Origin of the sequence: Mycobacterium sp. KBS0706, from assembly GCF_005938675.2 — a bacterium.
Taxonomy (GTDB): domain Bacteria; phylum Pseudomonadota; class Alphaproteobacteria; order DSM-16000; family Inquilinaceae; genus Inquilinus.
Map to the genome: position 1 here is coordinate 165,653 of NZ_VCCH02000003.1, position 25,289 is coordinate 190,941.

Sequence of the window (25,289 nt, forward strand, 5' to 3'; positions counted from 1 at the left end):
ATGACAATGAGCCTGATGGCCTACCCCGCCGCCGCTCCCCGCCCCTCGCGCAGCCGGGCGGCCAGCCGGAACGGCGCCTCGGCCAGGTCGCCGAGCCGCTTCAGCCCCGAGATCTGCCGGCCGAAGGCCAGCACCTCGCCGATCCGGCGCTCGAGGAAGGCGTGCGTGATCTCCTGCCCCTCCGACCGGTCGTCGAGCCAGACCAGCAGGGTCGAGGCATAGACCCCGGCCAGCAGCCCGCGCTTGGAGTAGTAGTTGAGATCGGTCGACCGGTCGCCGGCTGCCCGCCACATGGCGTCGACGGTGCGATGCAGCTGGCGCAAGCCGCGGCGCGACAGCGGGCGCAGCGCCCGCCGTGACAGGTCGCGCCGGACCGCGTCGCGATAGGGCGCCAGCACGTCGAGCCGCGCCGTCACCGCCTGGGCGATCTTCTCGCGCACCCGCAGGCTCGCGAAGGCCTCGCCCGCCTCCGCCAGCCGCGCCAGCATCGCCCGGTCGGCCCAGTCGTACAGATGGTCCGACAGCTCGGCGATCCCGCCCGGGAAGAGGATGGCGACCTCGTCAAGGCCGAATCCCGCATCCTCGGCGCCCAGCCGCAGCGCCTGCCGGGTCCAGCCGTCGAAGGCGACATGCGGCAGCACCGCCAGCAGCAGGGCGTCGCGCTCGCCAGTTTGATCGCCAAGAGGCTGATCGGGGGTAGAATCGGTCATCGGTGCGTCCCTCAGGCTCTGTCGGCGAGATGGCGGGCCTCGGCGTCGACCGCGAGATCGTTCAGGTCGCGCAGCCGGTCGAGATACAGCACGCCGTCGAGATGGTCGACCTCATGCTGGACCACGCGGGCATGCAGCCCCTCGGCCTCACGCTCGATCACCTGGCCGTCGAGGCCGAGGCCGCGATAGCCGATCCGCCGCCAGCGCGGCACCAGGCCGCGGAGGCCCGGGATCGACAGGCAGCCTTCCATCCCCAGCACGGTGTCGTCGAGCAGCGGCACGATCTCGGGATTGATCAGCACGGTCGGCCCCTCCGGCGCCGGCGGCTCGCCCTCCTCCTGCCGGCCGGCCGGCACCTCGAACACGATCAGCCGCAGCGGCCGGTACACCTGCGGCGCCGCCAGGCCGATGCCCGGCGCGTCGCGCATGGTCTCGATCATGTCCTCGGCCAGCCTCGCGATCTCCGGGTCGCCGGGGTCGGCCACGGGGTCGGCGATGCGGCGCAGCACGGGATGGCCCATGCCGACGATCTTCAACAACGTCACGATCCCATCTCCCGCTTCACCGCCACTCCCGTGCGCTGAAGAGGATGCAGCGCGAGGCCATCTTCCGGGAGATGGAGCTTCGTCGCAACGGCAAGAAGCCGTCCGGGGCGCAGGCCCGCCGCGGCAACAGGCCGGGTAACCGCACCGCCGGGTATGGTCGTCATCATACCAGGGCGACCCCGGCGTCGACGGCGATGTCATTCCCCGCATAGCTGATGTAGGAATCGGGTAAGGCGCCGCCCGCAGGGCGGCCGCCGGCAACGAAACCCGGGGGAAACATGCTCATCGGCGTGCCGAAGGAAATCAAAACCCACGAGTACCGTGTCGGCCTGACCCCGAGCTCCGTCCGCGAGCTGGTCCATCACGGTCACAGCGTCATCGTCCAGACCAATGCCGGCGCCGGGATCGATTTCGGCGACGACCGCTATCGCGCCGCGGGGGCGGAGATCGTGTCCTCCGCCCAGGAGATCTTCGACCGCGCCGAGATGGTGGTGAAGGTCAAGGAGCCGCAGCCGGACGAATGCCGCATGCTGCGCCGCGGCCAGGTGCTGTTCACCTATCTGCATCTGGCGCCCGACCCGCGCCAGACCGAGCTCCTGATGAAATCGGGCGCGGTTGCCATCGCCTATGAGACCGTGACCGATGCCCGCGGCGGGCTGCCGTTGCTGGCGCCGATGAGCGAAGTCGCCGGCCGCATGTCGATCCAGTGCGGCGCCCATTGCCTGGAGAAGATCCAGGGCGGCCGCGGCATGCTGCTGGGCGGCGTGCCCGGCGTGCCGGCGGCCAAGGTCGTCGTGCTGGGCGGCGGCGTGGTCGGCACCAATGCGGCGCGCATGGCGATGGGCCTGGAGGCCCATGTCACGGTGATCGACAAGTCGCTGCAGCGGCTGAAGGAGCTGGACCTGCAGTTCGGCGCCGAGCTCAACACCATCTACTCGACCGTCGACGCGATCGAGGAGCATGTCACCGGCGCCGACCTGGTGATCGGGGCGGTGCTGGTGCCGGGCGCCGCGGCGCCGCGGCTGGTCACCCGGGCGATGATCGCGAAGATGAAGCCCGGCTCGGTGGTGGTCGACGTCGCCATCGACCAGGGCGGCTGCTTCGAGACCTCCAAGCCCACCACCCACGACAACCCGACCTATGTGGTCGACGGGGTGGTGCATTACTGCGTCGCCAACATGCCGGGCGGCGTGGCGCGGACCTCGACCTTCGCGCTGAACAACGCCACCCTGCCCTTCGCCCTGGCGCTGGCCGACAAGGGCTATCGCCGGGCCTGCCTGGACGACCCGCATCTGCGCGAGGGGCTGAACATCCATTCCGGCCAGGTCACCAACAAGCCGGTGGCCGAGGCGCTGGGCCTGAACTACGTGCCGGCCGAGGTGGTGCTGCGCGCCGCCTGAGGAGCCAAAAGTCGTGGGTTGGGTTCGCTCGCCGCGAACCCAACCTGCGAACTACCAGTTCGCCATCGACTCCCGCAGGATGCGCTCGAGATCGGCCGGCCCGACCGGCTTCGGCGCGCCGATCAGCAGCCGCTGCTGCTTCATGGCACCCTCGACCAGGGCCGGGATGTCGGCCTCGTCATAGCCCAGCGCGGCGATGCCGCTCGGTGCGCCGACCTGGCGCATCAGCGCGATCAGCGCCTTGGGCAGGCTGTCCGCCCCCGGATCGCTGACCGGTCGTCCGGTCAATAGCTCGGCCGCCCGGATATGCTTCTCCGGCGCCGAATCATAGGTGAAGCGGAACGCCGCCGGCGAGGTGACGATCACCGAGTAGCCATGCGGTACGAAGGCGTGGCTGTAGCCGTCGGCGTGGAAGTCGTGCTTCAGCCCGGCGATCGGATAGGCGCAGGCGTGCGGGATGTGCACCCCGGCGGTGCCGAAGCCGATCCCGGCCATGGTCGCGCCCAGCATCATCGTGCCGCGCGCCTCTAGGTCGTCGCCATCGGCCACCGCGCGGGCCAGGAAGCGGCCGCCGAACTCGATCGCCTGCAGCGACCAGATGTCGGCCACCGGGTTGCTGCCCTGATAGGGCGGCCGGTCGTCCGGCGTGGCCGGGCGCGGCCGCGCGTCGAACGGCCTGGAGATATAGGATTCGACCGCGTGGCAGACCACGTCGAGCCCGGCCGAGGCGGTGACGCCGGCCGGAGTGGTGCGCGACAGCTCCGGATCCACCAGGGCCAGGCTCGGGCGGATATGCCGGTGCGAGATCCCGGTCTTCAGCTTGAGCTCGGGGATGTCGAGGATGGCGACGGTCGTGGCCTCCGACCCCGAGCCCGAGGTGGTCGGCACCGCCACCAGCGGGAACAGCGGCCCCGGCGGCTTGCGCCCGCCGCCGATCGGCGCGTTGACATAGTCCATGATCGCGCCGCCATGGCGCTTGATCAGGTTGGCGACCTTGGCGGTGTCGATGGTCGACCCGCCGCCGAGCGCGACGAAGCCGTCGACCTCCACCGAAAGCGCGACTTCGGCGGCGAGTTCCAGCGACTCGAGCGTCGGCTCCACCGCGATGCCCTCGAACCGGGTCACGCCAATGCCGCTGCGCTGGATGATGCGGATCACCCGGTCGATCAGCGCAAATACGTTCAGTGCCGGGTCGGCGACGAGCAGCACCCGGGAGACGCCGAGGCGCTTCAGCTCCCAGCCCAGATCCTCGACCGCGCCGGCGCCGAACTTCAGCGGCGCCGCTTCGATGGTGAAGATGCTTTCCAGGGATTCGCTCACGCCCGCCTCACACCCGCTGCAACGCCTGGTAGATCAGCTCGAAGAAGCCGTCGGCGTCGATGTCGCGCAGCACGCGGCAGTTCTTCGGCTTCGCATCCGGGCGGTTCCACTTGGCGGCCATATCCCACCAGTCGACCACGGTCATGCCCAGCGTATGCTCGCCCGCCAGCTCGACCGCGACATGGCAGTCGCGGCCGCCGAACAGCTCCGGCCGCAGCAGATAGGCGATGACGCAGGGATCGTGCAGCGGCCCGCCGGCGGTGCCGTAGCGCTCCATGTCGAAACGCTCGTAGAAATCCAGCATGCCGTGCACGCTCTTCGCCACCGGCGTGCCCAGCGCCGCCACCTTGTCCAGCCAGGCGCGGGAGATCAGCGCCTTGTGGGTGACGTCGAGCGGCACCATCGTCAGCTTGATGCCGCTGGTCAGCACCACATGCGCGGCGTGCGGGTCGACATAGATGTTGAACTCGGCGGCCGGGGTGGTGTTGCCGCCCTCGAAGAAGCCGCCGCCCATGAACACGATCTCGTGGATCCGCGGCGCGATCTTGGGCTCGCGCACCAGCGCCGCGGCGATGTTGGTCAGGGGTCCGAGCGGGCACAGCGTGTAGGTGCCTTCCGGCGCCGCCATGATCGTGTCGACGATCCAGTCGACCGCGTGGCCGGGCACCGGCTTGGTCGTGGGCTCAGGCAGGCCGGAGCCGTCGAGGCCGGTCTTGCCATGCACCGCCTCGGCGGTGACCAGCGGCCGCACCAGGGGGCGGATCGAGCCCTGGACCACCGGGATGTCGGTGCGCCCGGCCAGCTCGCACAGCTTCAACGCATTGGCGGTGGTCAGATGCAGCGGCACATTGCCGGCGACGGTGGTGAGGCCGGCAATCTCCAGCTCGGGCGAGCCCATGGCCAGCAGGATGGCGATGGCGTCGTCCTGGCCCGGATCGGTGTCGATGATGATGCGCCTGGTCTCTGCCATCGCGGCCTCCCCTTCGGAATTCTATGGGAGGCTGGCTAGCACCGCGGCGCGGCGCCGTACAGACTTACTCGGCGGCGAGGAGAACCGGCGCGTCGTCCTGCTCGCGGGTGGCCTCGTTCACCATATGGCGGATCGAGGTGACGCATTTGCCGCAGCGCGGGGCGCAGCCCAGCCCGGCATAGACCTGCCCCGCGGTCTTCGCCCCAGATTCGACGGCACACCGGATCTGAGTGTCGTTCAGGGCGTTGCAGATGCAGATGTACATGCGTCGGCGGCTCCGGTGTGTCACCGCAGGATGTAAATGAGACTGCGAATGAGTGTCAATAGGCGCTCTATCCTGGCCGCGATCCTACGCGTGCGGCACGCAGGCGCACCGCCGTCAGGATGGCAAAGAACGGGCCGCCGATCGCCGCGCCGATCAGGATATAAGGGAACAGTCCGAACCAGGCCGCCGGCGCGAACAGGTACAGCGCGTCGTCGAAATCGAAGCCGAGGATGCCGACATAGGCCTTGGTCTCGACCGCGCCCGCCGCCTCCAGCTTCGCCGACAGGATCGACGCCGCCAGCACCCCGGCGCTGGCCAGCAGACCCAGCAGAGGCCCGGCCTCGCCCAGCCAGCTGGTGCGCAGGCCGATGCCGATCGCCAGGAACATCAGCGCGTTGACCGAGAGGTCGCAGATCGTGTCGTAGAGATGGCCGAAGGGCGAGGAGCTGTTGCCGAGCCGCGCCAGCTCGCCATCCGCCCGGTCGAGCAGGCAGGAGATCAGCCAGATCACCCCGCCCCAGACGGTCCATTGCGCATCGCCGACGGCGAAGGCGGCGCAGCTGGCCAGGCCGGTGATGAGGCGCGCCGTGGTCAGGTGGTTCGGCGTGACCGGGGTGCCGACCAGGGGCCGCACCATCATCCGGGTCAGGCGGTGGGTCCAGGAGGTATGGGGCTGGGTGTAGATCGACATCTATGCCTGCTCGCGTGCGACATCCGGCGTCCGCAGCAGGCGCCGGCCTTCGATGAGGTACCAGATCAGCAGCGCCGGCGCATGCAGCAGCAGCTCGCGGATGCGCTTGACCAGCGCCACCGACAAAGCGAGCTCCGGCGGCAGGCCGAACATCACGCCCAGCGCCAGGATGCTGCCGTCCTGGATGCCGAGGGCGCCCGGCACCAGGAAGGCGGCGGTCCGCACGGCCTGGCCGATGCTCTCCATCACCAGCGCCTCGGCGAAGCCGATATCCGCGCCCAGCACGTGCAGCGCCAGCCAGATCTCGCCGGCACCGAACAGCCAGGAGGCGAGGTGCAGGACGGCGGCCCGGGCCATGGCGCCGCGGTCGCGATAGATCGCCAGCACCGTGTCATGCAGACCGGATAGCGAGTTGAGGGCCGGCCAGTCGAACTCCCGGGCGATCCGGCCCAGCAGCGTCTCGAACAGCCGGAACATGCCCCAGCGCTGCGCCAGGATGAAGCCAATGCCCATCAGCACCGCGATGCCGAGGCCGATCGCGGCCCAGCCCAGCTCGTCGCCGCCGCCGATCGCGATCAGCACCACCAAGCCGATGGCGAAGAACAGGATCTGGGTCAGGAATTCGAGGGTCAGGTCGACCAGCATGCCGGCGCCGGCCGGCAGCGTGCCGGCGCCGTGCTGCGCCAGCACCCGGGCGCCCAGCACGTTGCCGCCGACCTGGGCGACCGGCAGCACGGCATTGGCCGATTCCCGCACCAGCCGCGCCCACAGGAAGATCCCCGGCCCGGCCGACCACAGCGGCCGCATCGCGGCGCGCCAGGCCAGTGCCGAGCAGCCCATCGCCAGGACGTGGGAGGCGACCACCAGCAGGATGCCGCCGCTGGCGCCCAGCAGCAGCTTCAGCACCGCTTCGGCGTTCTGGGCGGCGACCAGCCAGATGATGGCGCACAGCCCGGCCAGCCCGACCACGGCGGTGGCGATCCTGATCGCAGGGCGGTTCACGACGCGGCGCCGGTCTTCGCGGTCAGGAGATCAAGGCGGATCGGCATGTCGGCTCCTCTCGGGCGGGCGGATTTAGGGGTCCGGCCGGGCCGGAGTCAATCGATCGCAGGCCCCTGGCCGGCGCCGACGGCCGGCCATTCCCTAATCAGATTCGTACAAACATCAGACGATTTGACAGCGGCGGTTCCAAAATGCTGGCCTCAGGCGCCCGTGCTGGATATGGTGCGGACAAAGTTTGCGCAGTGGAGGAAACATGGCTGGCGTTACGCTCCGTGGCATTCGTAAGTCGTTCGGCGACCTCGAGATCATCAAAGGCGTCGATCTCGACATCCGCGACCGCGAATTCGTCGTCTTCGTCGGTCCGTCGGGCTGCGGCAAGTCGACCCTGCTGCGGTTGATCGCCGGCCTCGAGGACATCAGCTCCGGCGACCTCGCCATCGACGGCCAGCGGGTCAACGACCTGCCGCCGGCCGAGCGCGGCATCGCGATGGTGTTCCAGAGCTATGCGCTCTATCCCCACATGACGGTCTACGAGAACATGGCTTTCGGCCTGAAGCTCGCCAAGACCAACAAGGCCGAGATCGAGCGCAAGGTCGGCGACGCCGCCCGCATCCTGCAGCTCGAGCACCTGCTGAAGCGCAAGCCGAAGGAGCTGTCGGGCGGCCAGCGCCAGCGCGTCGCCATCGGCCGCGCCATCGTGCGCAACCCGAAGGTGTTCCTGTTCGACGAGCCGCTGTCGAACCTCGACGCGGCGCTGCGCGTGCAGATGCGGATCGAGATCGCCCGCCTGCACAACGACCTGAACGCCACCATGGTCTACGTCACCCACGACCAGGTCGAGGCGATGACGCTGGCCGACAAGATCGTGGTGCTGAGCGCCGGCCGGATCGAACAGGTCGGCTCGCCGCTCGAGCTGTACCACCACCCGGACAACCTGTTCGTGGCGGGCTTCATCGGCAGCCCGAAGATGAACTTCATCGAGACCCAGGTCACCGCGTCCAACGGCGCCACCGCGACGGTGGGGCTGCCGGGCGGCGGCTCGGTCACCGTGCCGGTGCAGCCGGGCCGGGCCAAGGCCGGCGACAAGGTCACACTCGGTGTCCGGCCGGAGCACATGAACGAGATGGGCAGCGGTGCCGCCACCATCCCCGGCCAGGTGCTGGTGGTCGAGCGCCTCGGTGGCGAGACCTATCTCTACCTCAAGACCGAGGCCGGGATGCTGACGGTGCAGGCCGGCGGCGACAGCCGGGCCAAGACCAACGACCAGGTCCAGATCGGCTTCTCGGCCGACACCTGCCACCTGTTCGACGCCCAGGGCCAGGCCCTGCAGCGGGCGGAGCGGCACCCGATGGCCGATATCGGCCGCGAGCCGGCGATGGCCCACTGATATGCTGACGGCCAGGGTCCTCAAGATCCTGGCCACAGCCGGTGTTGCGCTGTTCTTCACCCTGGTCGCGGTCGGCAACCTGACCGATTACGGCTCCAACTTCGTCTTCGTCCGGCACGTGCTGGCGATGGACACGACCTTCCGATCGCCCGCCCTGATGTGGCGGGCGATCGATGTTCCGTGGGCCGCCCATCTGGCCTATGCCCTGATCATCGCCTGGCAGGTCGCCACCGCCCTCGTCTGCTGGGCCGGCGCGGTGCGCATGGGGCTGCGCTGGGACGCGCCCGCCGCCGTCTTCGCCCGGACCAAGACCCTGGCGCTGGCCGGCGTCGGCATGGGCTTCCTGCTCTACGCCTTCGGCTTCGTCGCCATCGGCGGCGAATGGTTCGCCATGTGGCAGTCCAAGGAATGGAACGGCCAGGCGTCCGCCCATAACTTCCTGACCATCGCCGGCATCGTCTTGCTGTTCCTGAACCAGCGGGACGAGGAGCTGCCGTACGATATTTGAGCGGCCCGATTGCCACTGCCGTTCGCGCCTCGCGATGACGACGCTGTCATCGGCGTGCCGGTATGAGATCCGACACAGGACTCTTTGACCGCCCGCCGCGATCGGGTACAGGTTCTTGACCCGTTCGCAGCACCGATGCCGTCCATGAGTCTGTTCCTTCCCCGACACGGCGAGAGATCGCCCTCCCCGGCCCGGCATGAGCGATGATCATCCCGAACCCGCGGCCGGACCGGCCCCGGTCGCGCTGAAGCTGGCGGACGAGCGCATCGCCGATGCGGTCGACCCGTCGATCGGCCTCAACGCGCTGAAGATCGTGGACCTGCCGATCATCGCCCGCTGGCTGGAGCGGCCGCATGTCATGCGCTGGTGGGGCGACCCGGAGGAGGAGCTGGCGCAGATCGCGGCCCACATCGTCGAAGCGAACATCGCGCCGTTCCTGGCCTGCGAGGGCAGCCGGCCGATCGGCTACATGCATGTCTACCATGCCAACCCCGACTCGTACTGGGCCGCGCACCAGCTGCCGCGCGAGACCTTCGGCATCGACCTGTTCCTGGGCGAGACCGACGTGATCGGCCGCGGCATGGGCACCCGGCTGATCAGGCTGGTGCTGCGCCGCCTGCTGGCCCTGCCGGAGACGGCGCGGATCCAGGTCGATCCGGCTCCGGCCAACGCCGCCGCGATCCGCGCCTATGAAAAGGCCGGGTTCCAGCGCCGCGGGCCGATCGACACGCCGGACGGCGCCGCCCTGTACATGACGATCGACCGCGAGGGCTGAGCCGGACATGCCGGATCTAGGCGAAGCCGTCGGCGAGATCGCCGACGCCCTGGCGCGGGAGCAGCATCGCGGCGAGGTCGCGACCTACATCCCGGAGCTGGCGAAGGTCGATCCCGGCCAATTCGGCATCGCGGTCGCCACCCTCGACGGTGGCGTCCATGTCGCCGGCGACGCCGAGGTGCCGTTCTCGATCCAGAGCGTCTCCAAGGTCTTCACCCTGACGCTGGCGCTCGGCGCCGTCGGCGACGCGCTGTGGCGGCGGGTGGGGCGCGAGCCGTCGGGCAACGCCTTCAACTCGATCGTCCAGCTCGAGCACGAGCAGGGCGTGCCGCGCAACCCCTTCATCAATGCCGGCGCGCTGGTGGTGACCGATGTCGTCCTGGCCGGGCACCAGCCGCGCGAGGCGATCGGGTCGATCCTGCGCTTCATCCGCTGGCTGGCCGATGACGAGAGCATCGCCATCGACGAGAAAGTGGCGCGGTCCGAGGCCGGCACCGCCTACCGCAACATGGCGCTGGCCGCCTATATGAAGTCCTTCGGCAACCTGCTGCATCCGGTGGAGCTGACGCTCGGCGTCTATGTCCACCAATGCGCCATCGCCATGACCTGCCGGCAGCTGGCCACCGCCGGGCGGTTCCTGGCCGATGGCGGGCTGTCGACCGGGCACCGCGTGGTGTCGCCGGAGCGGGCGCGGCGGATCAATGCGCTGATGCTGACCTGCGGCCATTACGACGGCTCCGGCGACTTCGCCTTCCGCGTCGGCCTGCCGGGCAAGAGCGGCGTCGGCGGCGGCATCCTGGCGATCGTGCCGGGCCGCGCCGCGGTCGCGGTCTGGTCGCCCGGGCTGAACCAGCACGGCAACTCGCTGCTCGGCACCCTGGCGCTGGAGCGGCTGGCCAAGGCCATGGGCTGGTCCGTCTTCGGACCCTGATGGCGCGGCGGGCGTGGTCAGGCCGCGGCTCGCCGGAACCGTGACTTCGTCCGGGCAGATCGCGGCCCGGCCACGGTGTCGACAGCCAGCGGAACGTTCATCTCACGCTGTTTCCGCAGATGATCGGCAAGGCGCAGCGCCAGGGCGGCGATGGTCAGCGTTGGCATGTCATTGCCGCCGGTCGGGAACACCGAGCTGCTGGCGACGTAGAGATTGTGCAGGCCGTGCACGCGGCAGTCGGTGTCGACCACGCCCAGCCGCGGATCGGGGTCCATCCGTGTCGTTCCCATGTGATGCCAGCACCAGCCGAGGGCATCGCGCCACCGATCTTCCGCGAGATCGGCGTCCCCAAGCTCGACGATGCCGAGACCGGCAGTCTCGATCCCCTGCTTCAGCAGCGAAAGCATGCGCAAATGGGTTCGCCGTTCCAGCGCGCCGATCCGCCAGTGCATTCGAACCTGATTGCAGCCGAAACGGTCTCGCATCTCGGACAGGGTGACCCGGCTTTCGGGATCAGGGGCCGGCTCGAGCACGCTGACCAGGTCGAAATACTTCGGCGCGGGTGCGATGATGCCGCGACGACGCAGCAGGATCCGCGCCATGCTCGGCACACCGGCGATGACAGCCCGCGCGTCACAGGCATCGATCGCCAGTGACCGGCGATGCAGCGCCGCGAGAATGCGCCGCGCGCTTTCAAGTGCCGGATGGTCGTCCTCCGGGTGGAACGCGAACAGGTAGCTCCGGCACTGCAGCAGCCCTTCCGCCCGCTGCATCCGCTCCGACAGGCCGAAATAGGCACTGGCACAGGTCCCCTCGATGGCGAGGCGCGGGTTGTGGAAGCTGTACCGCGCATCCTGGAACACACGCCGCCGGTATGGGTCATGCAGCCGGACCCGGCCCAGCGGAATCCGGGGATGCTCCATGAAGTAGCGCCCGACCAGGTCACGGGCATTGCCGAGGCCGGCCGGCTGAACATCGTTCGACAGCAGCAGCAGCCGCGCGTTCTCGATTCCGCCGGCGGCCAGGATCACCTCCCGGCCGGCGACGAAGAGCGTCTTTCCATCCTCCGTCCGCACCCGGACGCCTGTGGCCCGGGTCCCGGAGTCGTCGGTCGCCACGCCGACGGCATTGGCGTGCAGCAGCAGCCTGATCGTCGGCGATCGCTCCAGCTCCGTCCTGAACACGGTCCCGAGGCGCACCGGCGGGCTGAAATGGGCGATCAGCGTCTCGATCGCGTCCGAGTTCAATGTCAGGGTCTGGACCCGCCCCGACAGCCCGTCGAGCCAGAAGGCGAGGTCGTGCGGCAGATGCCCGACCTGCAGCAGGTCGCGGGCCCGCGCATAGGCTTCCGAGAGATCCGCCAGCGGAAACGGCCAGCCGCTGCCGCCCACCCAGGGACGGGGATTGAAATCGATCAGGGAGAAGGGCCGGCACCAGCCGCCCCAGCAGTTCGAGCTGCCGCCGACATAGCGGCTGCGGGTGTTGACCAGGTCGTAGGGAATGCCGGTCGACTCTCCCGCATAGAGGGATTGCGACGCGATATCGGCACTCCAGCCGCCGCCTTCGATCAGGCAGGTCGATATTCCCGCCCGGCCGAATTCCCGGGCCAATGCAATTCCGGCGACACCGGCGCCGACGATGCAGATCTCAGAATTGACGATCAGCGAGTCAGGGAGGCTGCGCCCGTCGACGATCATGGAGGCCTTCATGAACCGAAGACAGTTGATGACCCCGGCCGGAATGGCCTCTCTCGCCCCTGAGACGATAGGATTTCATGTCTGCGTGCCACGAGGAATGCGGTTTGTGGTTGTATCGACGTAAGAGGTACGGCGGTCATCAGCCGGGAGAAGCCGAACCTGCTATTCACCTTTCGGCCGAAGCGAAGCCGCAGCACTATGCTGCGGATCGGTCACCGCACACACTCCACGCCAAATGCCGCGCCGTCTTCCGTCGCTCCCCGCCCTGCGTGCCTTCGAGGCGGCCGGCCGGCATCTGAGCTTCCGCCGCGCCGCCGAGGAGCTGCTGGTGACGCCGAGCGCGATCAGCCACCAGGTGCAGCGGCTGGAGCGGGAGCTCGGCACCGCCCTCTTCGTCCGTAAGACCCGCGCCATCGCCCTGACCCCGGCCGGCGAGCGCTATCTCGACGGGGTGCGCCGCGCCTTCGACCTGCTGGCCGAAGAGACCCGCGCCGTCCGGGCGCCGGAGCGGGCGGTGCTGCGGGTCAGCCTGCTGGTCTCCTTCGCCACCCATTGGCTGGTGCCGCGGCTGGGCCGCTTCGCCGCGGCGCATCCGGAGATCGAGCTGCGGCTGGAGCCGTCCAACGCCCTGGCGGATCTGAAGGGCGGCGAGGCCGACCTGGCGATCCGCTACGGCACCGGCGGCTGGCCCGAGGTCGAGGCGACGCTGCTGCTGGCCGACCGCATCGCCCCGGTGGTCAGCCCGGCGCTGCTGCAGCGCGGGCCGCAGATCGCGACGCCGGCCGACCTGCTGCACCACACCCTGCTGCTGTCCTACGCCCGCGAGCCGATCGAATGGCCGGTCTGGTCGGCGGCGCATGGCTTCGATCTGGCCCGCGCCCGCACCCTGATGCTGCACGACTACAACATCGTGCTGGAGGCGGCCCTGGCCGGCCAGGGTGTGGCCATGGGCCGGCACGCGCTGATCGGTGAGCGGCTGCGCAGCGGCGCGCTGGTCGAGCCGCTGGGCGGCCCGCCCTTCGCCCCGCCCGGCCTGGGCTACTGGCTGGTGACCCGACCCGGCCCTCTGCCCCCGCCGGTCACCGACTTCACCGACTGGATCCGCGGCGAGGCGGCAGAGCCTGCGTAAACGGATGGCGCCCATGCCGCGGGCGGCGCTGGCACGCTTCGCCGCGCTGGGGCATCGTGCCCGCCGCCCCGACGACGTCATGGATGACCCGATGCTGACGCAGCGAAGCTATGCCGCCTTCCTGTTCGACATGGACGGCACCCTGCTGGACAGCATCGCCTCGGCCGTCCGCGTCTGGACCCGCTGGGCCGAGCGGCACGGGCTGGACGCCGCGGCGGTGGTCGAGACCATGCATGGCGTGCGCGCGATCGAAACCATCCGCCGCTGGGGCGTGCCGGATGTGGAGCGCGAAGCCGCCGAGCTGACCCAGGCCGAGATCGACGATGTCGATGGCGTCGTCGCCATCGCCGGGGTGGAGCGCTTCCTGAGCGTCCTGCCGCCGGACCGCTGGGCGATCGTCACCTCGGCGCCGCGGGCGCTGGCGGCCAAGCGCCTCGCCGCGGCCGGACTGGTCCCGCCCGCCGTGCTGGTCACCGCCGAGGATGTCGCCCGTGGCAAGCCGGCACCTGACGGATTCCTGGCCGCGGCGAAGCGGCTGGGCGCCGACGCCGAGGACTGCCTGGTCTGGGAGGATGCGCCGGCCGGCATCGCCTCGGCCGAGGCGTCGGGCGCGTCCGTCATGGTCGTCGGCGCCACCCACCACCGCCCGATGGCGACGCGCCATCCGGTGATCGCCGACTACGAGGACCTGACGGTCACGCTCAACGGCGCCGGCCGGCTCGTCCTCGGCCTGCAGGTGAATCAGAGTCGTCCATAGGACGAAAACTTCGCATTCGTCGCGGCCGGCCGGCGGCGGCTAGCATCCGGGTTTCCGACACCGAGGACCCCGACCATGCCGAAGACCATCGCCGAGGCCGTCGCCGCCCTGGGCCATGAGCTGCCCGCGGCCCCTGCCCCCGCCGCCAACTACGTGCCTTACGTCCAGGCCGGCAATCTGCTGTTCATCTCCGGCCAGATCTCGCAGGATCGCAACGGCCCGGCCTGGCTCGGCCATCTCGGCGACACCGTCTCGCTCGAGGACGGGCAGAAGGCGGCCCAGGCCTGCGCGCTGGCCGTCCTGGCCCAGGTCGCGGCCGCGACCGGCGGCGAGCTCGCCCGCATCCGCCGCGTCGCCAAGCTCGGCGTCTTCGTCGCCTCGGCGCCGGGCTTCACCCAGCAGCCGCAGGTCGGCAACGGCGCCTCGGACCTGATCGCCGCCGTGTTCGGCGACAAGGGCAAGCATGCCCGCGCCGCGGTCGGCGTGGCCGCCCTGCCGCGCGGCGTCTCGGTCGAGGTCGAGGCCGTGGTCGAGCTCGAGGACTGACCATGGATGTAGCACGGCTGCGCGCGGAGACGCCCGGCATCGACCGGGTGCTGCACTTCAACCATGCCGGCGGCTCGCTGCCGCCGCAGCCGGTGCTGGATGCGGTGCTGGCCCATCTGCAGCGCGAGGCGGTCTCCGGCCCGATCGAGGCCGGCCAGGCCGCGACACCAGCGCTGGAGGAGGCTCGCGCCGACGCAGCGGCGCTGATCGGCGCGACGCCGGCCGAGATCGCTTTCACCAGCAGCGCCACCCAGGGCTGGGGCCTGGCCTTCGCGGGGCTGCCGCTGGCCGCCGGCGACCGCATCCTGGTCGGCCGGCAGGAATGGGGCGGCAACCTGACCACCCTGCAGCGCGCCGCGTCCCGCACCGGCGCGGTGATCGAGGTGATCCCCTGCGACGACACCGGCCGGGCCTCGCCCGAGGCGCTGGCCGCGATGATCGACGACCGGGTGAAACTGGTGTCGCTGACCTGGATCGGCGCCAATGGCGGGCTGATCAACCCGGCTGCGGAAATCGGGCAGGTCGCCCGCGCCGCCGGCGTGCCGTATTTCGTCGATGCCTCGCAGGCCATCGGCCAGATCCCGATCGACGTCGCACAGCTCGGCTGCGACGTGCTGATCGCGCCCGGCCGCAAGCATCTGCGCGGGCCGCGCGGCACCGGGCTGCTCTATGTCCGGCGAGCTTTCCTCGACCGGCTGGACCCGCCCTATCACGACGCCCGCACCGCCGCCTGGACGCCGGACGGCCCGCGACTGCAGGACGGCGCCCTGCGCTTCGAGGCCGGCGACTTCCCGATGGCGCTGCGGCTCGGCCTCGGCGCCGCCATCCGATATGCCCGTGGCATCGGCATCGATGCCATCCGCGCCCGCCTCGACGGGCTGGCGCAGGGGCTGCGCGGCCGTCTGGCGGCGATCCCCGGCGTGACCGTGCACGACCGCGGCGTCGAGCGCGCTGCCCTGGTGTCCTTCGCCGTCGAAAGCGTCGTTCCGGCGGCGCTGCGCCAGAGCCTGGCGTCCGAGGGGATCACCATCGCCGTCAACGGCGTGGCCTACACCCCGCTGGACATGACCGCGCGCGGCCTCGGCGACATCTGCCGTGCCGCCGTCTCCTACCTGCACACCGAGGCGGAGCTGGACCGCCTGGCCGAGGCGGTGGCGGCCGCCCGCCCCTGACGCCTGACTCGTGTTGCCTCTCCCGCCTGGCGGGAGAGGTCGGACGTCCGCAGGACGGCCGGGTGAGGGTTGGTCCCGGCCTCGACAAACTCCCCTCACCCGGAGCCGCTTCGCGTCTCCGACCTCTCCCGCAAGCGGGAGAGGCAACGCCAAGCGTGACTTTAGCGGCCGTGCCGCTTCGGCTTGGCCTTGATCTGCAGCTCGGCCTGCTTGTCGGCCGACCGGGCGATCTCGCGGAAGGCCTGGTCGCGGCCGGGCCAGTATTGCTGCGGCCAAGCCTGGCCGCGCACGCCGTACCAGGCCTCGGCCTGGCGGACGAAGGTCGGGTTCCACAGATGCGGCCGGCCCAGCGCCACCAGGTCGGCGCGGCGGGTGTGCAGGATGGTGTTGATCTGCCCCGGCTCGGTGATCGCGCCCACCGCCATGGTCGCCAGCTTCGGCACGTTGCGGATCGCCTCGGCGAACTGGACCTGGAACATCCGGCCATAGACCGGCTTCTGGTCCGGCACGGTCTGGCCGGCCGAGACGTCGATCAGGTCGCAGCCGGCATCGCGGAAGGCCTCGGCGATGGCGAAGATTTCGTCCTCGCCGATGCCGCCCTCCGCCCAGTCGGTGGCGGAGATGCGCACCGACATCGGCCGGTCGTCAGGCCACGCCGCCCGCATCGCCCGGAACACCTCCAGCGGATAGCGCAGCCGGTTCTCGACCGGCCCGCCGTATTCATCCGCGCGCCGGTTGGTCAGCGGCGACAGGAACGAGGCCAGCAGGTAGCCATGGGCGCAATGCAGCTCGAGATGGTCGAAGCCGGCCCGGGCGGCCCGCGCTGTCGCCTGCACGAAATCGGCCTTGATCCGGTCCATCTCCGCCCGGTCGATCTCCGCCGGCACCGGGCTGACGCCCTCGATCCAGGGCAGCGGCGACGCCGAGATCACCGGCCAGTTGTCGGCCGGCTCGGCGATCGGGTGGTCGGCGGTCTGCCAGCCCAGCTGGGTCGACCCCTTGCGTCCGGAATGGCCCAGCTGCATGGCGATCTTGGTCTCGCCATGGCCGTGCACGAAACCGACCAGCCGCGTCCACTGCGCCTCGTGCGCGTCGGTCCACAGTCCGGGGCAACCCAGGCTGATCCGGGCGTCCGGCGACGGGCAGGTCATCTCGACGAACATCAGCCCCATGCCGCCGAGGGCGTGCGAGGCGTAGTGCACGAAATGCCAGTCGGTCAGGTTGCCGTCGCGGTCGGCGGAATACTGCGCCATCGGCGACATCACCACCCGGTTGGCCAGTTCCATGCCGCGCAGCCGGAAGCGGGTGAACATCGGCGTCGGCCGGCTGGCGCGGTAGTCGTCGCCGGTCTCGCGCCACAGCCGCTCGTAGAAGGCGTCGTCGGCGCGGCGCACGAAGTCCGGGTCGCGGATGCGCAGGTTGTCGTAGGTAATCGACTTGGCCCGGCACATCACCACCATGGCGAACTGCATCGGGTCCATGTCGAAGGACCGGTTCATATGCTCGAACCAGGCCAGCGACACGTCGGCATTGTGCTGGGTGACCTGGCAGGGCGTGCGGCGGGCCTTGTCATAGGCGGCGAAGGCCGTCTCGATGCTGGTCTCGCCATGCGCCACCACCGTGTCCGACAGGGCGATGGCGCATTCCATCGCCAGCTTGGTGCCGGAGCCGATCGAGAAATGCGCCGAGGCCTTGGCATCGCCCAGCAGCACGATGTTCCGATGCCACCAGCGCTCGCAGAAGATCCGCGGGAAGCGCCGCCACATCGACCGGTTCAGCAGCAGCGCATGGCCCTGCAGCTCCTCGGCGAAGATCGCCGCCAGCTTGGTCCGCGAGCCCTCCTCGTCCGCCTCGGCGAAGCCGTGGCCCTGCCAGCAGGCCTCGTCCATCTCGAACACCCAGGTCGACCGGCCTTCGCCGCCGGTGGTTGCCTCGTACTGGTATGTGTGGGCGCAGATCACGCCGTGTTCGGTCTGGCGGAAGAAGTAGTTGAACTCGCCCATCGGCCGGGTCGAGCCCATCCAGCAGAAGCGGTTGGCCTTGATCGAGACCTCGGGCCGGAATTCGTCGCGGAAATGCTCGCGGATCGCCGAGTTGATGCCGTCGGCGGCGACGATGATGTCCGAATCCGCGAAGCGCTCGCCCAGCGTCGCCGGGTCGATCCGGTCGGAGAAGGACAGCTCGACCCCGACCTCGCGGCACCGCTCCTGCAGGATCTGCAGCAGCGTCATCCGCGAGGTGCCGCAGAAGCCGTTGCCGCCGCAGCGGATGGTCTCGCCCCGGTAGTGGATCGCGACATCGTCCCAATAGGCGAAGCGGTCGCGGATCCGCTCGTAGGAGTCCGGGTCGCGCGACAGGAACTCGTCCAGCGTGTCGTCGGAGAACACGACGCCGAAGCCGAAGGTGTCGTCGGCGCGGTTCTGCTCCTGCACCGCGACATGCCAGCCCGGCCGCGCCTTCTTGGTCAGAAGCGCGAAGTACAGGCCGCCCGGACCGCCGCCGATGACCGTGATCCGCATTCGTCCTCTCCCATCCCGGGCCGGACGCGCCATCCCCGGCCCTGCCCTGGAGCTTACGGCGAATTGCTTTAGGCTTAAAGTATTTTCCGTCCTGGGGTCGGCAGGCATGCCGCCCTATGATCCCGGCATGACCACCTGGATCGCCCTGCTCCGCGCCGTCAATGTCGCCGGCCATGCGCCGATCAAGATGGCGGATCTGCGCGGCCTCGCGGCGGAGCTCGGCTTCGCCGAGCCGCGCACGCTGCTGCAGAGCGGCAACCTCGTCTTCGCGGGCAAAGGCCGGGCGGAGGCGCTGGAACGGACGATCGAGCAGGCGCTGGCGCAGCGCCTCGGCCTCGGCACTGCGGTGTTCGTCCGCAGCGCCGCGGACTGGGCCGGCGCGATCGCCGACAACCCGTTTCCCGAAGAGGCCGAGAGCGACCCGAGCCACCTCGTCCTCCTGCCGCTGAAGCAGGCGCCGAAGGCCGCCGCCGTCACCGCGCTGCAGGCCGGCATCGTGGGGCGGGAGCAGGTGCGGACCGACGGCCGGCACGCCTATATCAGCTATCCGGACGGCATCGGCCGCTCGAAGCTGACCATGGCGGTGATCGAGAAGAAGCTCGGCACCAGCGGCACCGGGCGCAACTGGAACACCGTGCTGAAGCTCGCCGCCCTCGCCGGGGGCTGAGACACCGGTGCCCCCGGGCCGAAGACCGGCAGGATGCCGATCGTCTTCGGATTTGCCTCTCCCGCCTGGCGGGAGAGGTCGGGCTCGCGCAGCGAGACCGGGTGAGGGCTGGCCCAGGCTTCGCCGTCATTGCAATGACGGTGTGGGGAATTCTGAAAGGGTCTCGCAAGCGGGAGAGGCAAAAACTCACCGCCTCGGCATGATCGGGATGACCCGATCTGACCTGGCCTCACCCCTCAAAGCCCCACCTGTCAGGCCGGCGCGATGAAGGGCTGCGAGATCGTCTGGAAGGCCGGCAGCTGCTCCAGCCGGGCCGCATCGGCGGCCAGCGCCGGGATCGCCGCCGTCGGGACCAGGCCGGGATGCGCTTCGCCCAGGAACCGCAGCACCACGGCAACGGCGATGTCGGCATGACCGAGGCGGTCACCGAACCAGTGCCCGCCGGCCCGGCCGGCGCGGTCGCCCTCGAGGATGGCCAGGGCGTCGGCGATCTGGGCCCGGCAGCGCGTGACCCAGATGTCGGACACCTCCTGGTGCAGCCGCTGCTCGTAGAACAGGCTGACCGCCTTCTCCGCCGTGCCCATCGCCAGAGCCGCGACCTTCATCGCCCGGCGCCGGTCCGGTTCGGCGCGGGGATACAGAGCGCGCTCGGCCGGCACCAGGCTGTCGAGATGGTCGAGGATGCAGTGGCTCTCGATCAGCGTGTCGCCATCGTCCAGCACCAGCGTCGGCACGCGGGTGAGCGGGTTGTACGGCCGGATCTTCTCGGGATCGCCGAACACCGACCAAGGCCGGTGCTCGAACGGCAGGCCGTACAGCGTCAGAGCGATGCCGACGCGGCGGACGAAGGGCGAATCGAATTGGCCGATCAGGATCATGGGCAGGAAGGATCGACTGGAGCCTGCGGCGCTGTAAAGAGCCCAGTCCCGAGGCTCTGGGTTGCCATCCCGCCCGGCCTGGCCTTCACTTTCCCCGGCAACACTCGGGAGCGTGCACGATGTCGACGCCCATCACCGGCCGATGCTTCTGCGGCGCCGTCCGCTTCCGCTTCGTCCAGCCGCCCGTCGTCGCGCGCGCCTGCTGGTGCCGGGACTGCCAGTATCTGTCCTCCGGCAACGCCTCGGTCGGCGTGATCTTCCGCACCGCCGGCTTCACCGTGACGGGCCGGACCAGCGAGTATCTCAGCCGGGCGGACAGCGGCGCGATGATGCGCCGTCGCTTCTGCCCGACCTGCGGCACGCCGCTGTTCAGCGAGGCGCTGGAGGAGCCGGACTACATGGTGGTTCGCGCCGGCGCCCTCGACGACCCGGAGATCGCCCGCCCGGCGAGTGTGATCTGGACCGCCTCGGCCCCGAGCTGGGCCCATGTCGACCCAACCCTGCCGGCCAGTCCAGGCCAGCCTGGGCCGGTGGCGGGTTAGCCGCCGCTTTATGCAGAGCCCAAGGTGATCAGGCGAAAGATCTGCGGGTGAAAGTGAGCCCGACCCGGACCATGGGTGAGGGGGAGATCCGGGCCGGGCCTGAGCGCTAGGTGAGAGCGGGCGCTCGAGGACAGGCGACTACAATCGCAAGTAGAAGAACAGGGGTGTTGGAACCCCTTTTTGGATCAACCCATGCTAGAAAAGAAAGCCTACCGCGCCGATCTCGACCAGGCGTTCATGATTGTTCTCGGCAATGGGCCCGTAGGAATCGCCCGATCGGGCACAGCGCGCATCGGTCTATTCCAAGGACCATGGCGACGATACCTTCGTATAATTTTATGACAGCGCCGGATCCGCTATTGACTCACTCATGCCGCGTTTCCTCCCCGCTAACCGGCACGTGGCCCACGCCTCACCCCCGAGGCCGCCACAAAACTCGATGCGCTGCCCCCAGCGGCGCTGACGGCCCGGCCCCGCGAGTTGAAGCCTCGCCTGCGGCCGGGCCGCTCTTTTTGCCCGAACCTATGATCCGCTCTGCGGCCTGATCGCCGCGTCGATCGCCTCCTGAGCGGCCATGACGACCGGCCGGTCGTCGGCTGGGAGCGGCCCCCTGCCAAGCGTCCAGGTGATCTGGATGACGCCGGTGGTCTTCGCGCGGAAGCGGCGGCGTACTCGTCGCAGGAGACGGTGCCTTCATCGCCGGCGAATTTCACGGTCCAGTCGGACGCATCATGCCCGCGCGCCATGCTCAGCCCCCGACGTTGTTGCGGCCGGCCTTGCCGGTCTGCTGCGCGCCATCGGCCTGTTCACACGCCTCGATCGCGGCTCGATGGAGATCCGGCGAGGGCCCGCCTTCAGGAGCGCCGGTCCAATCGATCTGAATCAGACCGTGGCTGTTCCGCGTATACCAACCGCGGAGATCGCCGCAGCTCACCGACCCGGTGCCGTGGCCGGTCGGGAGGACGGTCCAGTCATCTGGGACGTTGCAGTTCGCCATGCACCGTCAACGCCAGCAGCGGCCGTCGGGGTTCCGTCACGAATTCGTCCGGTTGGCGCCGCCCATCAGCCCGGCAACTGGCCGAGCACCACGCCGGCCACCGCACACCCGGCCAGCGTCGGGATCATCCCAGTCTTGAACCGCAGCATCGCCACCATCGCCGCCGCCGCGAGCACCGCCGCCCGCCAGTCGATGCTCCCCAGCACCGGCAGGTCGGGGCCGACCCCGAGAGTGTCGGACGGCCGCACCTCGCGGAACACGACATGCAGAGCGAACCACAGCGCCAGGTTCAGCACCACCCCGACCACCGCGGCCGTGATCGCCGACAGCGCCGCCGAGATCGCCCGGTTGCCGCGCAGCGCCTCGACATAGGGCGCGCCGAGGAAGATCCACAGGAAGCACGGCGCGAAGGTGACCCAGACGGTCAGCAGCGCCCCGAGCCCGCCGGCGAGCAGCGGGTCGAGGCCGCCGGGCGCCCGGTGCGCGGCGAGGAAGCCGACGAATTGCAGCACCAGGATCAGCGGCCCGGGCGTGGTCTCGGCCAGGCCGAGGCCGTCGACCATCTCGCCGGGCGCGAGCCAGCCGAAGGTGTCGACCGCCGCCTGCGCGACATAGGCCAGCACGGCATAGGCGCCGCCGAAGGTGACCACGGCCATCAGGCTGAAGAAGCCACCGATCTGCGTCCAGATCGCCGACGGCCCGGCCACCAGCCACAGCAGCAGGACCGGCCCGAGCCACACCGGCAGCCACAGCGCCAGCACGCGGCCGGCCCGCCGCCACGATGGATCGGCATGGGCGAGCTCGCCGCGTTCGAACATCCGGTCGACCACGCCCCCGGAATCGGCCGCGCCCCCGCCATGCCGGCCGGCGGCGAACAGCCCGGGCGCCCGGCGGCTGCCGATCCAGCCGCAGAGCCCGGCGGCCAGCACGATCAGCGGGAACGGAACGCGGAAGACGGCGAGGCCGATGAAGGCCGCGGCGGCGATCGCCACCATCGCCCGGTTCTTCAGCGCCCGCCGGCCGATCCGCAGCACCGCCTCGACCACGACGGCCAGCACCGCCGCCTTGACGCCGAAGAACACGGCATCGACCAGCGCGACCTGGCGATAGAGGGCGTAGAGGATGCTGAGGCCCAGCATGACCAGGGTGCCGGGCAGGATGAACAGGATCCCGGCGACCAGGCCTCCGGCGGTACGGTGCAACAGCCAGCCGATATAGATCGCCAGCTGCTGCGCCTCCGGTCCCGGCAGCAGCATGCAGTAATTGAGCGCGTGCAGGAACCGCTGCTCGCCGATCCAGCGGCGCTCCTCGACCAGCTCCTTGTGCATCAGCGCGATCTGGCCGGCCGGGCCGCCGAAGCTGAGCAGCCCGATCTTGGCCCAGACCCTGGCCGCCTCGGCGAAGGTGGGGGCGGCCGGTGCGGCGGGCACGGCCTTGTCGGCAGTGGCGATCGTCATGATCCCTGCCCTCACGCCGGCTTCGGGCCGGAGGGCCAGTTGTGCGTCTCCTCGGTCGCGTCCCGGCACCAGCGGTAGAAGGCGTCGTACAGCGCCAGCCCGGCTGTGAGCTGGTCGAGATCGTCGCGGTACATGCGCGACAGGCCGAGCGACGCGGCCAGCAGCCCGGCCGCCTGCGGCGCGAGGTCGAGCCGCGCCGTGTCCGCCCCGCGCACGATGGTCGCGAGCCGGTCGAGCGCCGCCGAGGCCAGCCCGAACTCCTCGAGCATGGTGTCGAAGGTGCAGCGCTCGCCACGATGGCTCCAGAACACGCCGTCGATGTCGAAGGCTGTGGCCTGGAAGCGGTCGGCGACCGCAGGCACCTCGGCGGCCGCGACGAACAGGAACACCGCCTGCGGGTCGACGAAGCGGCGGATCAGCCAGGGGCAGGCGATGCGGTCGACCTTGGGCCGGGCGCGGGTGACCCAGACGGTCCGCCCGGACGGGTCCCGCGGCGGCAGCCGGCCGGTCTCGACCAGCAGCCCGCCGGCGTCCCGCCAGGCCTCGAAGCCGCCCTCCAGGGCCTCGGCCCGGACGCCCTCATGCAGCAGCCAGGCGGTGACGCCCTGGCTGAGCTTCAGCCCCTTCTGGCAGACCACGACGACATTGCGGCCGGCGAGATCCGCCGCCCAGGTCGCAACCGACCGGAAGTCGCGGCGCTGCGTCCCCGGCAACAGCCGGGGATCGGCCTCGCAGTCCTCCGGCGTGCGGACATCGACGATCGTCGGCGCATTGGGCAGGCCGACGAGACGGATGAGCTGTGACGTGGTGATTTCGGTGTTCGACGGCATGACGTCCATCCCTCGATGAGGAACCATGGACGCGATCTTTGGGCTGCCGCCTCACGGGGTAGTCGCGAATGACCCCTTGCCGTCACTATACGCGCGAAGCCGCGGCATCGGCAATGCGCGGTGTCACGGCACCGCCCTTCCGAGGACTGCGGCCAGGATATCGGCCAGGCCGCGACCGGCGCTGCCGTCCTCGTCGAGGCGCGGATTGTAGATGGCGACCTCGAGGCCCACCGCCTTTCCGCTCGCCAGGGCGATGCGGAGCACAGCCCCAAGCTCGTCCCAGGACAGGCCGCCCAGCACCACCGGGAACTCGCCCGCATCCAGCACAGCCTCCACCGCGTCGGCGAGCCTGGGCGACCACGCCGCGATCGCCCGGGCGTTCAACGTACCGGTTTCGGGATCCGGCGTCGGATCCTTTGGGGGCACGCTCAGCCGCCCGGCGCGGCACGCCAGGATGCGCTCCGCGAGGCCCAGCGCGAGGAGCCGGTCGGGCAAGCCCTCCACGCCGTCGGTCGCCAGACCCAGCGTGGACGGTGCTTCGAGGATCGCATAGCGGCGAGTCGGCATCGGAAGGCTCCAGCCGTTGTGGGCTGGAACAGGCGCGGTCTCGGAGTGGTTCCTCGGGCGGGACCGACACGGACCTGTCCTGCAAAGAACCGTCGTGCCGAGCCCGCAGAGCCGTGGCTATCCAGGCGGCGCTACCCCTTGGATCGCACCTCTGCGCGCTTCACGATGATGAAGCTCGCCTGCGCGAGCCGTCGACATAAAATCCGGGAAGCTGACTGAACGTCTATCTCAGCGAGATAGTGGCGCGCCCGAGAAGATTCGAACTCCTAACCTTCTGATCCGTAGTCAGATGCTCTATCCAATTGAGCTACGGGCGCGTTCTGCGGGGCGTCGTCGCCGCCCCGTCGTCAGGCGGGCGGAACCTAGTCGATGCCCGACCCGGATTGCAAGCCCCATTTTCATCGATCCGACACGAAACGAGGCATGCGGCCGCCGCATGGGCGAGGGCCCCTGCCCTGCGCCCGCTTTCCGGCCCGGCCCGCCCGCGCCATCTCCCTTCCTGGGACGGCAAAAAATGGAGGGCCATCATGGGGCTCGTCTGCGATGTGGTCGGGCGCGTTCTCGTCCTCTTCCTGCTGGTCGCCATGCCCGCCTTCGCCCAGGCGGAAGATGCCGACAAGCCGGCGATCGTCGGCGTGATCCAGAAGCAGCTCGACGCGTTCCAGGGCGACCGGGCGGCGGAGGCCTTCGGCTACGCCTCGCCCGACATCCAGCATCTGTTCGGCACGCCGGACAAGTTCATGGCCATGGTCAGGCAGGGCTATCCGCCGGTCTACCGGCCACGCTCGGTCGATTTCCGCGAGCTTGTCACCAGCGAAGGCCGGATCGTGCAGAAGGTGCTGTTCGTCGGCCCGGACGGGGTGCCGGTGATCGCCGAATACTTCATGGAGCGGCAGCCCGACGGCAGTTGGCGAATCGATGGCTGCCGACTCGATCGCAGCGGCGACCAATCGGCATGAGACCTAGTCCGAGGGTGGCGTTGACAAGCCGGACGGGGGCGTCCCATCGTGCGTTCCCGACATCAGAG

Annotated in this window: 25 protein-coding genes and 1 tRNA gene; 12 read left to right on the forward strand and 14 right to left on the reverse strand. The window is 69.9% G+C overall.

The annotated features are described in order from the left end of the window. Positions 1-20: 20 nt before the first annotated feature. Complete coding sequence (locus FFK22_RS02830) at positions 21-710, reverse strand: COQ9 family protein (protein WP_138886771.1); 690 nt, start codon at positions 708-710, stop codon at positions 21-23. A gap of 11 nt (positions 711-721) precedes the next feature. Then, a complete protein-coding gene (gene def, locus FFK22_RS02835; RefSeq protein WP_138886772.1) occupies positions 722-1,255 on the reverse strand; it encodes a peptide deformylase in 534 nt (177 codons plus the stop codon). Between the two features lie 278 nt (positions 1,256-1,533). On the opposite strand from def, the gene ald reads away from it, so the two are divergent. Continuing rightward, positions 1,534-2,655: an alanine dehydrogenase gene (gene ald, locus FFK22_RS02840; RefSeq protein WP_138886773.1), complete on the forward strand. Its 1,122-nt coding sequence runs from the start codon at positions 1,534-1,536 to the stop codon at positions 2,653-2,655. Positions 2,656-2,706: 51 nt separating this feature from the next. On the opposite strand, the gene FFK22_RS02845 is transcribed toward ald, so the two are convergent. The 5 genes from FFK22_RS02845 to FFK22_RS02865 form a co-directional block, all read right to left on the reverse strand. Then, a complete protein-coding gene (locus FFK22_RS02845) occupies positions 2,707-3,975 on the reverse strand; it encodes a hydroxyacid-oxoacid transhydrogenase (RefSeq protein ID WP_138886774.1) in 1,269 nt (422 codons plus the stop codon). Positions 3,976-3,982: 7 nt separating this feature from the next. Beyond that, positions 3,983-4,945: a nucleoside hydrolase gene (locus FFK22_RS02850; RefSeq protein WP_138886775.1), complete on the reverse strand. Its 963-nt coding sequence runs from the start codon at positions 4,943-4,945 to the stop codon at positions 3,983-3,985. 64 nt (positions 4,946-5,009) lie between these two features. Continuing rightward, entirely contained in the window at positions 5,010-5,210 is a 201-nt protein-coding gene (locus FFK22_RS02855; protein WP_138886776.1) for a bacterioferritin-associated ferredoxin, read from the reverse strand. Positions 5,211-5,277: 67 nt separating this feature from the next. Continuing rightward, the gene (locus FFK22_RS02860; RefSeq protein WP_138886777.1) at positions 5,278-5,901 is read right to left on the reverse strand and encodes a CDP-alcohol phosphatidyltransferase family protein; all 624 of its coding nucleotides are present in this window, start codon (positions 5,899-5,901) and stop codon (positions 5,278-5,280) included. Further along, positions 5,902-6,903: a lysylphosphatidylglycerol synthase domain-containing protein gene (locus FFK22_RS02865; RefSeq protein WP_138886778.1), complete on the reverse strand. Its 1,002-nt coding sequence runs from the start codon at positions 6,901-6,903 to the stop codon at positions 5,902-5,904. It abuts the gene before it with no gap. 253 nt (positions 6,904-7,156) lie between these two features. Between FFK22_RS02865 and FFK22_RS02870 the strand changes: the two genes are divergently transcribed. The 4 genes from FFK22_RS02870 to FFK22_RS02885 all read left to right on the forward strand — a co-directional run bounded on the left by FFK22_RS02870 (position 7,157) and on the right by FFK22_RS02885 (position 10,504). Then, the gene (locus FFK22_RS02870) at positions 7,157-8,290 is read left to right on the forward strand and encodes an ABC transporter ATP-binding protein (RefSeq protein WP_138886779.1); all 1,134 of its coding nucleotides are present in this window, start codon (positions 7,157-7,159) and stop codon (positions 8,288-8,290) included. Between the two features lies 1 nt (position 8,291). Further along, entirely contained in the window at positions 8,292-8,798 is a 507-nt protein-coding gene (locus tag FFK22_RS02875; protein ID WP_186002268.1) for a DUF2165 family protein, read from the forward strand. A gap of 196 nt (positions 8,799-8,994) precedes the next feature. Continuing rightward, entirely contained in the window at positions 8,995-9,573 is a 579-nt protein-coding gene (locus FFK22_RS02880; protein ID WP_138886780.1) for a GNAT family N-acetyltransferase, read from the forward strand. Positions 9,574-9,580: 7 nt separating this feature from the next. Next, positions 9,581-10,504 carry a glutaminase gene (locus tag FFK22_RS02885; RefSeq protein ID WP_138886781.1) on the forward strand — a complete coding sequence of 308 codons (924 nt, stop codon included), beginning with the start codon at positions 9,581-9,583 and terminating at the stop codon, positions 10,502-10,504. A gap of 17 nt (positions 10,505-10,521) precedes the next feature. Here FFK22_RS02885 and FFK22_RS02890 read toward each other — a convergent pair whose 3' ends face one another. After that, positions 10,522-12,201 (reverse strand): GMC oxidoreductase, encoded by a 1,680-nt coding sequence (locus FFK22_RS02890; protein WP_186002269.1) that lies wholly within the window; start codon positions 12,199-12,201, stop codon positions 10,522-10,524. 235 nt (positions 12,202-12,436) lie between these two features. On the opposite strand from FFK22_RS02890, the gene gcvA reads away from it, so the two are divergent. The 4 genes from gcvA to FFK22_RS02910 all read left to right on the forward strand — a co-directional run bounded on the left by gcvA (position 12,437) and on the right by FFK22_RS02910 (position 15,805). Next, a complete protein-coding gene (gene gcvA, locus FFK22_RS02895) occupies positions 12,437-13,330 on the forward strand; it encodes a transcriptional regulator GcvA (protein ID WP_138886783.1) in 894 nt (297 codons plus the stop codon). A gap of 13 nt (positions 13,331-13,343) precedes the next feature. Next, on the forward strand, positions 13,344-14,087 hold the full coding sequence (locus FFK22_RS02900; RefSeq protein WP_306770064.1) for an HAD-IA family hydrolase: 744 nt from the start codon (positions 13,344-13,346) through the stop codon (positions 14,085-14,087). 75 nt (positions 14,088-14,162) lie between these two features. Beyond that, positions 14,163-14,633, forward strand: coding sequence for a RidA family protein (locus tag FFK22_RS02905; RefSeq protein WP_138886784.1), 471 nt, complete (start codon positions 14,163-14,165; stop codon positions 14,631-14,633). 2 nt (positions 14,634-14,635) lie between these two features. Next, complete coding sequence (locus FFK22_RS02910) at positions 14,636-15,805, forward strand: aminotransferase class V-fold PLP-dependent enzyme (RefSeq protein WP_138886785.1); 1,170 nt, start codon at positions 14,636-14,638, stop codon at positions 15,803-15,805. Positions 15,806-15,966: 161 nt separating this feature from the next. Here the strand turns inward: FFK22_RS02910 and FFK22_RS02915 are convergent, their stop codons facing one another. Beyond that, a complete protein-coding gene (locus FFK22_RS02915) occupies positions 15,967-18,324 on the reverse strand; it encodes a bifunctional salicylyl-CoA 5-hydroxylase/oxidoreductase (RefSeq protein WP_138886786.1) in 2,358 nt (785 codons plus the stop codon). A 127-nt stretch (positions 18,325-18,451) separates the two neighbouring features. Between FFK22_RS02915 and FFK22_RS02920 the strand changes: the two genes are divergently transcribed. Then, complete coding sequence (locus FFK22_RS02920; RefSeq protein ID WP_186002270.1) at positions 18,452-18,991, forward strand: DUF1697 domain-containing protein; 540 nt, start codon at positions 18,452-18,454, stop codon at positions 18,989-18,991. Positions 18,992-19,242: 251 nt separating this feature from the next. Here the strand turns inward: FFK22_RS02920 and FFK22_RS02925 are convergent, their stop codons facing one another. Next, positions 19,243-19,869: a glutathione S-transferase family protein gene (locus tag FFK22_RS02925; RefSeq protein ID WP_138886788.1), complete on the reverse strand. Its 627-nt coding sequence runs from the start codon at positions 19,867-19,869 to the stop codon at positions 19,243-19,245. Positions 19,870-19,988: 119 nt separating this feature from the next. Between FFK22_RS02925 and FFK22_RS02930 the strand changes: the two genes are divergently transcribed. Next, positions 19,989-20,411 (forward strand): GFA family protein, encoded by a 423-nt coding sequence (locus tag FFK22_RS02930; RefSeq protein ID WP_138886789.1) that lies wholly within the window; start codon positions 19,989-19,991, stop codon positions 20,409-20,411. A gap of 1,062 nt (positions 20,412-21,473) precedes the next feature. Here FFK22_RS02930 and chrA read toward each other — a convergent pair. The 4 genes from chrA to FFK22_RS02950 all read right to left on the reverse strand — a co-directional run bounded on the left by chrA (position 21,474) and on the right by FFK22_RS02950 (position 24,579). Further along, the gene (gene chrA, locus FFK22_RS02935) at positions 21,474-22,865 is read right to left on the reverse strand and encodes a chromate efflux transporter (protein WP_138886790.1); all 1,392 of its coding nucleotides are present in this window, start codon (positions 22,863-22,865) and stop codon (positions 21,474-21,476) included. An 11-nt stretch (positions 22,866-22,876) separates the two neighbouring features. Then, positions 22,877-23,695 (reverse strand): chromate resistance protein ChrB domain-containing protein, encoded by an 819-nt coding sequence (locus FFK22_RS02940; protein WP_138886791.1) that lies wholly within the window; start codon positions 23,693-23,695, stop codon positions 22,877-22,879. A 123-nt stretch (positions 23,696-23,818) separates the two neighbouring features. Next, positions 23,819-24,262: a hypothetical protein gene (locus FFK22_RS02945; protein WP_138886792.1), complete on the reverse strand. Its 444-nt coding sequence runs from the start codon at positions 24,260-24,262 to the stop codon at positions 23,819-23,821. Positions 24,263-24,502: 240 nt separating this feature from the next. Further along, positions 24,503-24,579, reverse strand: a tRNA-Arg gene (locus tag FFK22_RS02950). A gap of 210 nt (positions 24,580-24,789) precedes the next feature. Here FFK22_RS02950 and FFK22_RS02955 point away from each other — a divergent pair. Beyond that, a complete protein-coding gene (locus tag FFK22_RS02955) occupies positions 24,790-25,221 on the forward strand; it encodes a DUF4864 domain-containing protein (protein ID WP_221938341.1) in 432 nt (143 codons plus the stop codon). Positions 25,222-25,289 lie beyond the last annotated feature (68 nt).

Coding starts and splice junctions, on each gene's coding strand:
- FFK22_RS02930 (WP_138886789.1), top strand. CDS start 19,989: ATGTCGACGCCCATCACCGGCCGATGCTTCTGCGGCGCCGTCCGCTTC.
- FFK22_RS02880 (WP_138886780.1), top strand. CDS start 8,995: ATGAGCGATGATCATCCCGAACCCGCGGCCGGACCGGCCCCGGTCGCG.
- gcvA (WP_138886783.1), top strand. CDS start 12,437: ATGCCGCGCCGTCTTCCGTCGCTCCCCGCCCTGCGTGCCTTCGAGGCG.
- FFK22_RS02890 (WP_186002269.1), bottom strand. CDS start 12,201: ATGATCGTCGACGGGCGCAGCCTCCCTGACTCGCTGATCGTCAATTCT.
- FFK22_RS02940 (WP_138886791.1), bottom strand. CDS start 23,695: ATGCCGTCGAACACCGAAATCACCACGTCACAGCTCATCCGTCTCGTC.
- FFK22_RS02920 (WP_186002270.1), top strand. CDS start 18,452: ATGACCACCTGGATCGCCCTGCTCCGCGCCGTCAATGTCGCCGGCCAT.
- FFK22_RS02875 (WP_186002268.1), top strand. CDS start 8,292: ATGCTGACGGCCAGGGTCCTCAAGATCCTGGCCACAGCCGGTGTTGCG.
- FFK22_RS02860 (WP_138886777.1), bottom strand. CDS start 5,901: ATGTCGATCTACACCCAGCCCCATACCTCCTGGACCCACCGCCTGACC.
- chrA (WP_138886790.1), bottom strand. CDS start 22,865: ATGACGATCGCCACTGCCGACAAGGCCGTGCCCGCCGCACCGGCCGCC.
- FFK22_RS02910 (WP_138886785.1), top strand. CDS start 14,636: ATGGATGTAGCACGGCTGCGCGCGGAGACGCCCGGCATCGACCGGGTG.
- FFK22_RS02830 (WP_138886771.1), bottom strand. CDS start 710: ATGACCGATTCTACCCCCGATCAGCCTCTTGGCGATCAAACTGGCGAG.
- FFK22_RS02885 (WP_138886781.1), top strand. CDS start 9,581: ATGCCGGATCTAGGCGAAGCCGTCGGCGAGATCGCCGACGCCCTGGCG.
- ald (WP_138886773.1), top strand. CDS start 1,534: ATGCTCATCGGCGTGCCGAAGGAAATCAAAACCCACGAGTACCGTGTC.
- FFK22_RS02900 (WP_306770064.1), top strand. CDS start 13,344: ATGCCGCGGGCGGCGCTGGCACGCTTCGCCGCGCTGGGGCATCGTGCC.
- FFK22_RS02855 (WP_138886776.1), bottom strand. CDS start 5,210: ATGTACATCTGCATCTGCAACGCCCTGAACGACACTCAGATCCGGTGT.
- FFK22_RS02905 (WP_138886784.1), top strand. CDS start 14,163: ATGCCGAAGACCATCGCCGAGGCCGTCGCCGCCCTGGGCCATGAGCTG.
- FFK22_RS02925 (WP_138886788.1), bottom strand. CDS start 19,869: ATGATCCTGATCGGCCAATTCGATTCGCCCTTCGTCCGCCGCGTCGGC.
- FFK22_RS02915 (WP_138886786.1), bottom strand. CDS start 18,324: ATGCGGATCACGGTCATCGGCGGCGGTCCGGGCGGCCTGTACTTCGCG.
- FFK22_RS02945 (WP_138886792.1), bottom strand. CDS start 24,262: ATGCCGACTCGCCGCTATGCGATCCTCGAAGCACCGTCCACGCTGGGT.
- FFK22_RS02955 (WP_221938341.1), top strand. CDS start 24,790: ATGGGGCTCGTCTGCGATGTGGTCGGGCGCGTTCTCGTCCTCTTCCTG.
- FFK22_RS02870 (WP_138886779.1), top strand. CDS start 7,157: ATGGCTGGCGTTACGCTCCGTGGCATTCGTAAGTCGTTCGGCGACCTC.
- FFK22_RS02850 (WP_138886775.1), bottom strand. CDS start 4,945: ATGGCAGAGACCAGGCGCATCATCATCGACACCGATCCGGGCCAGGAC.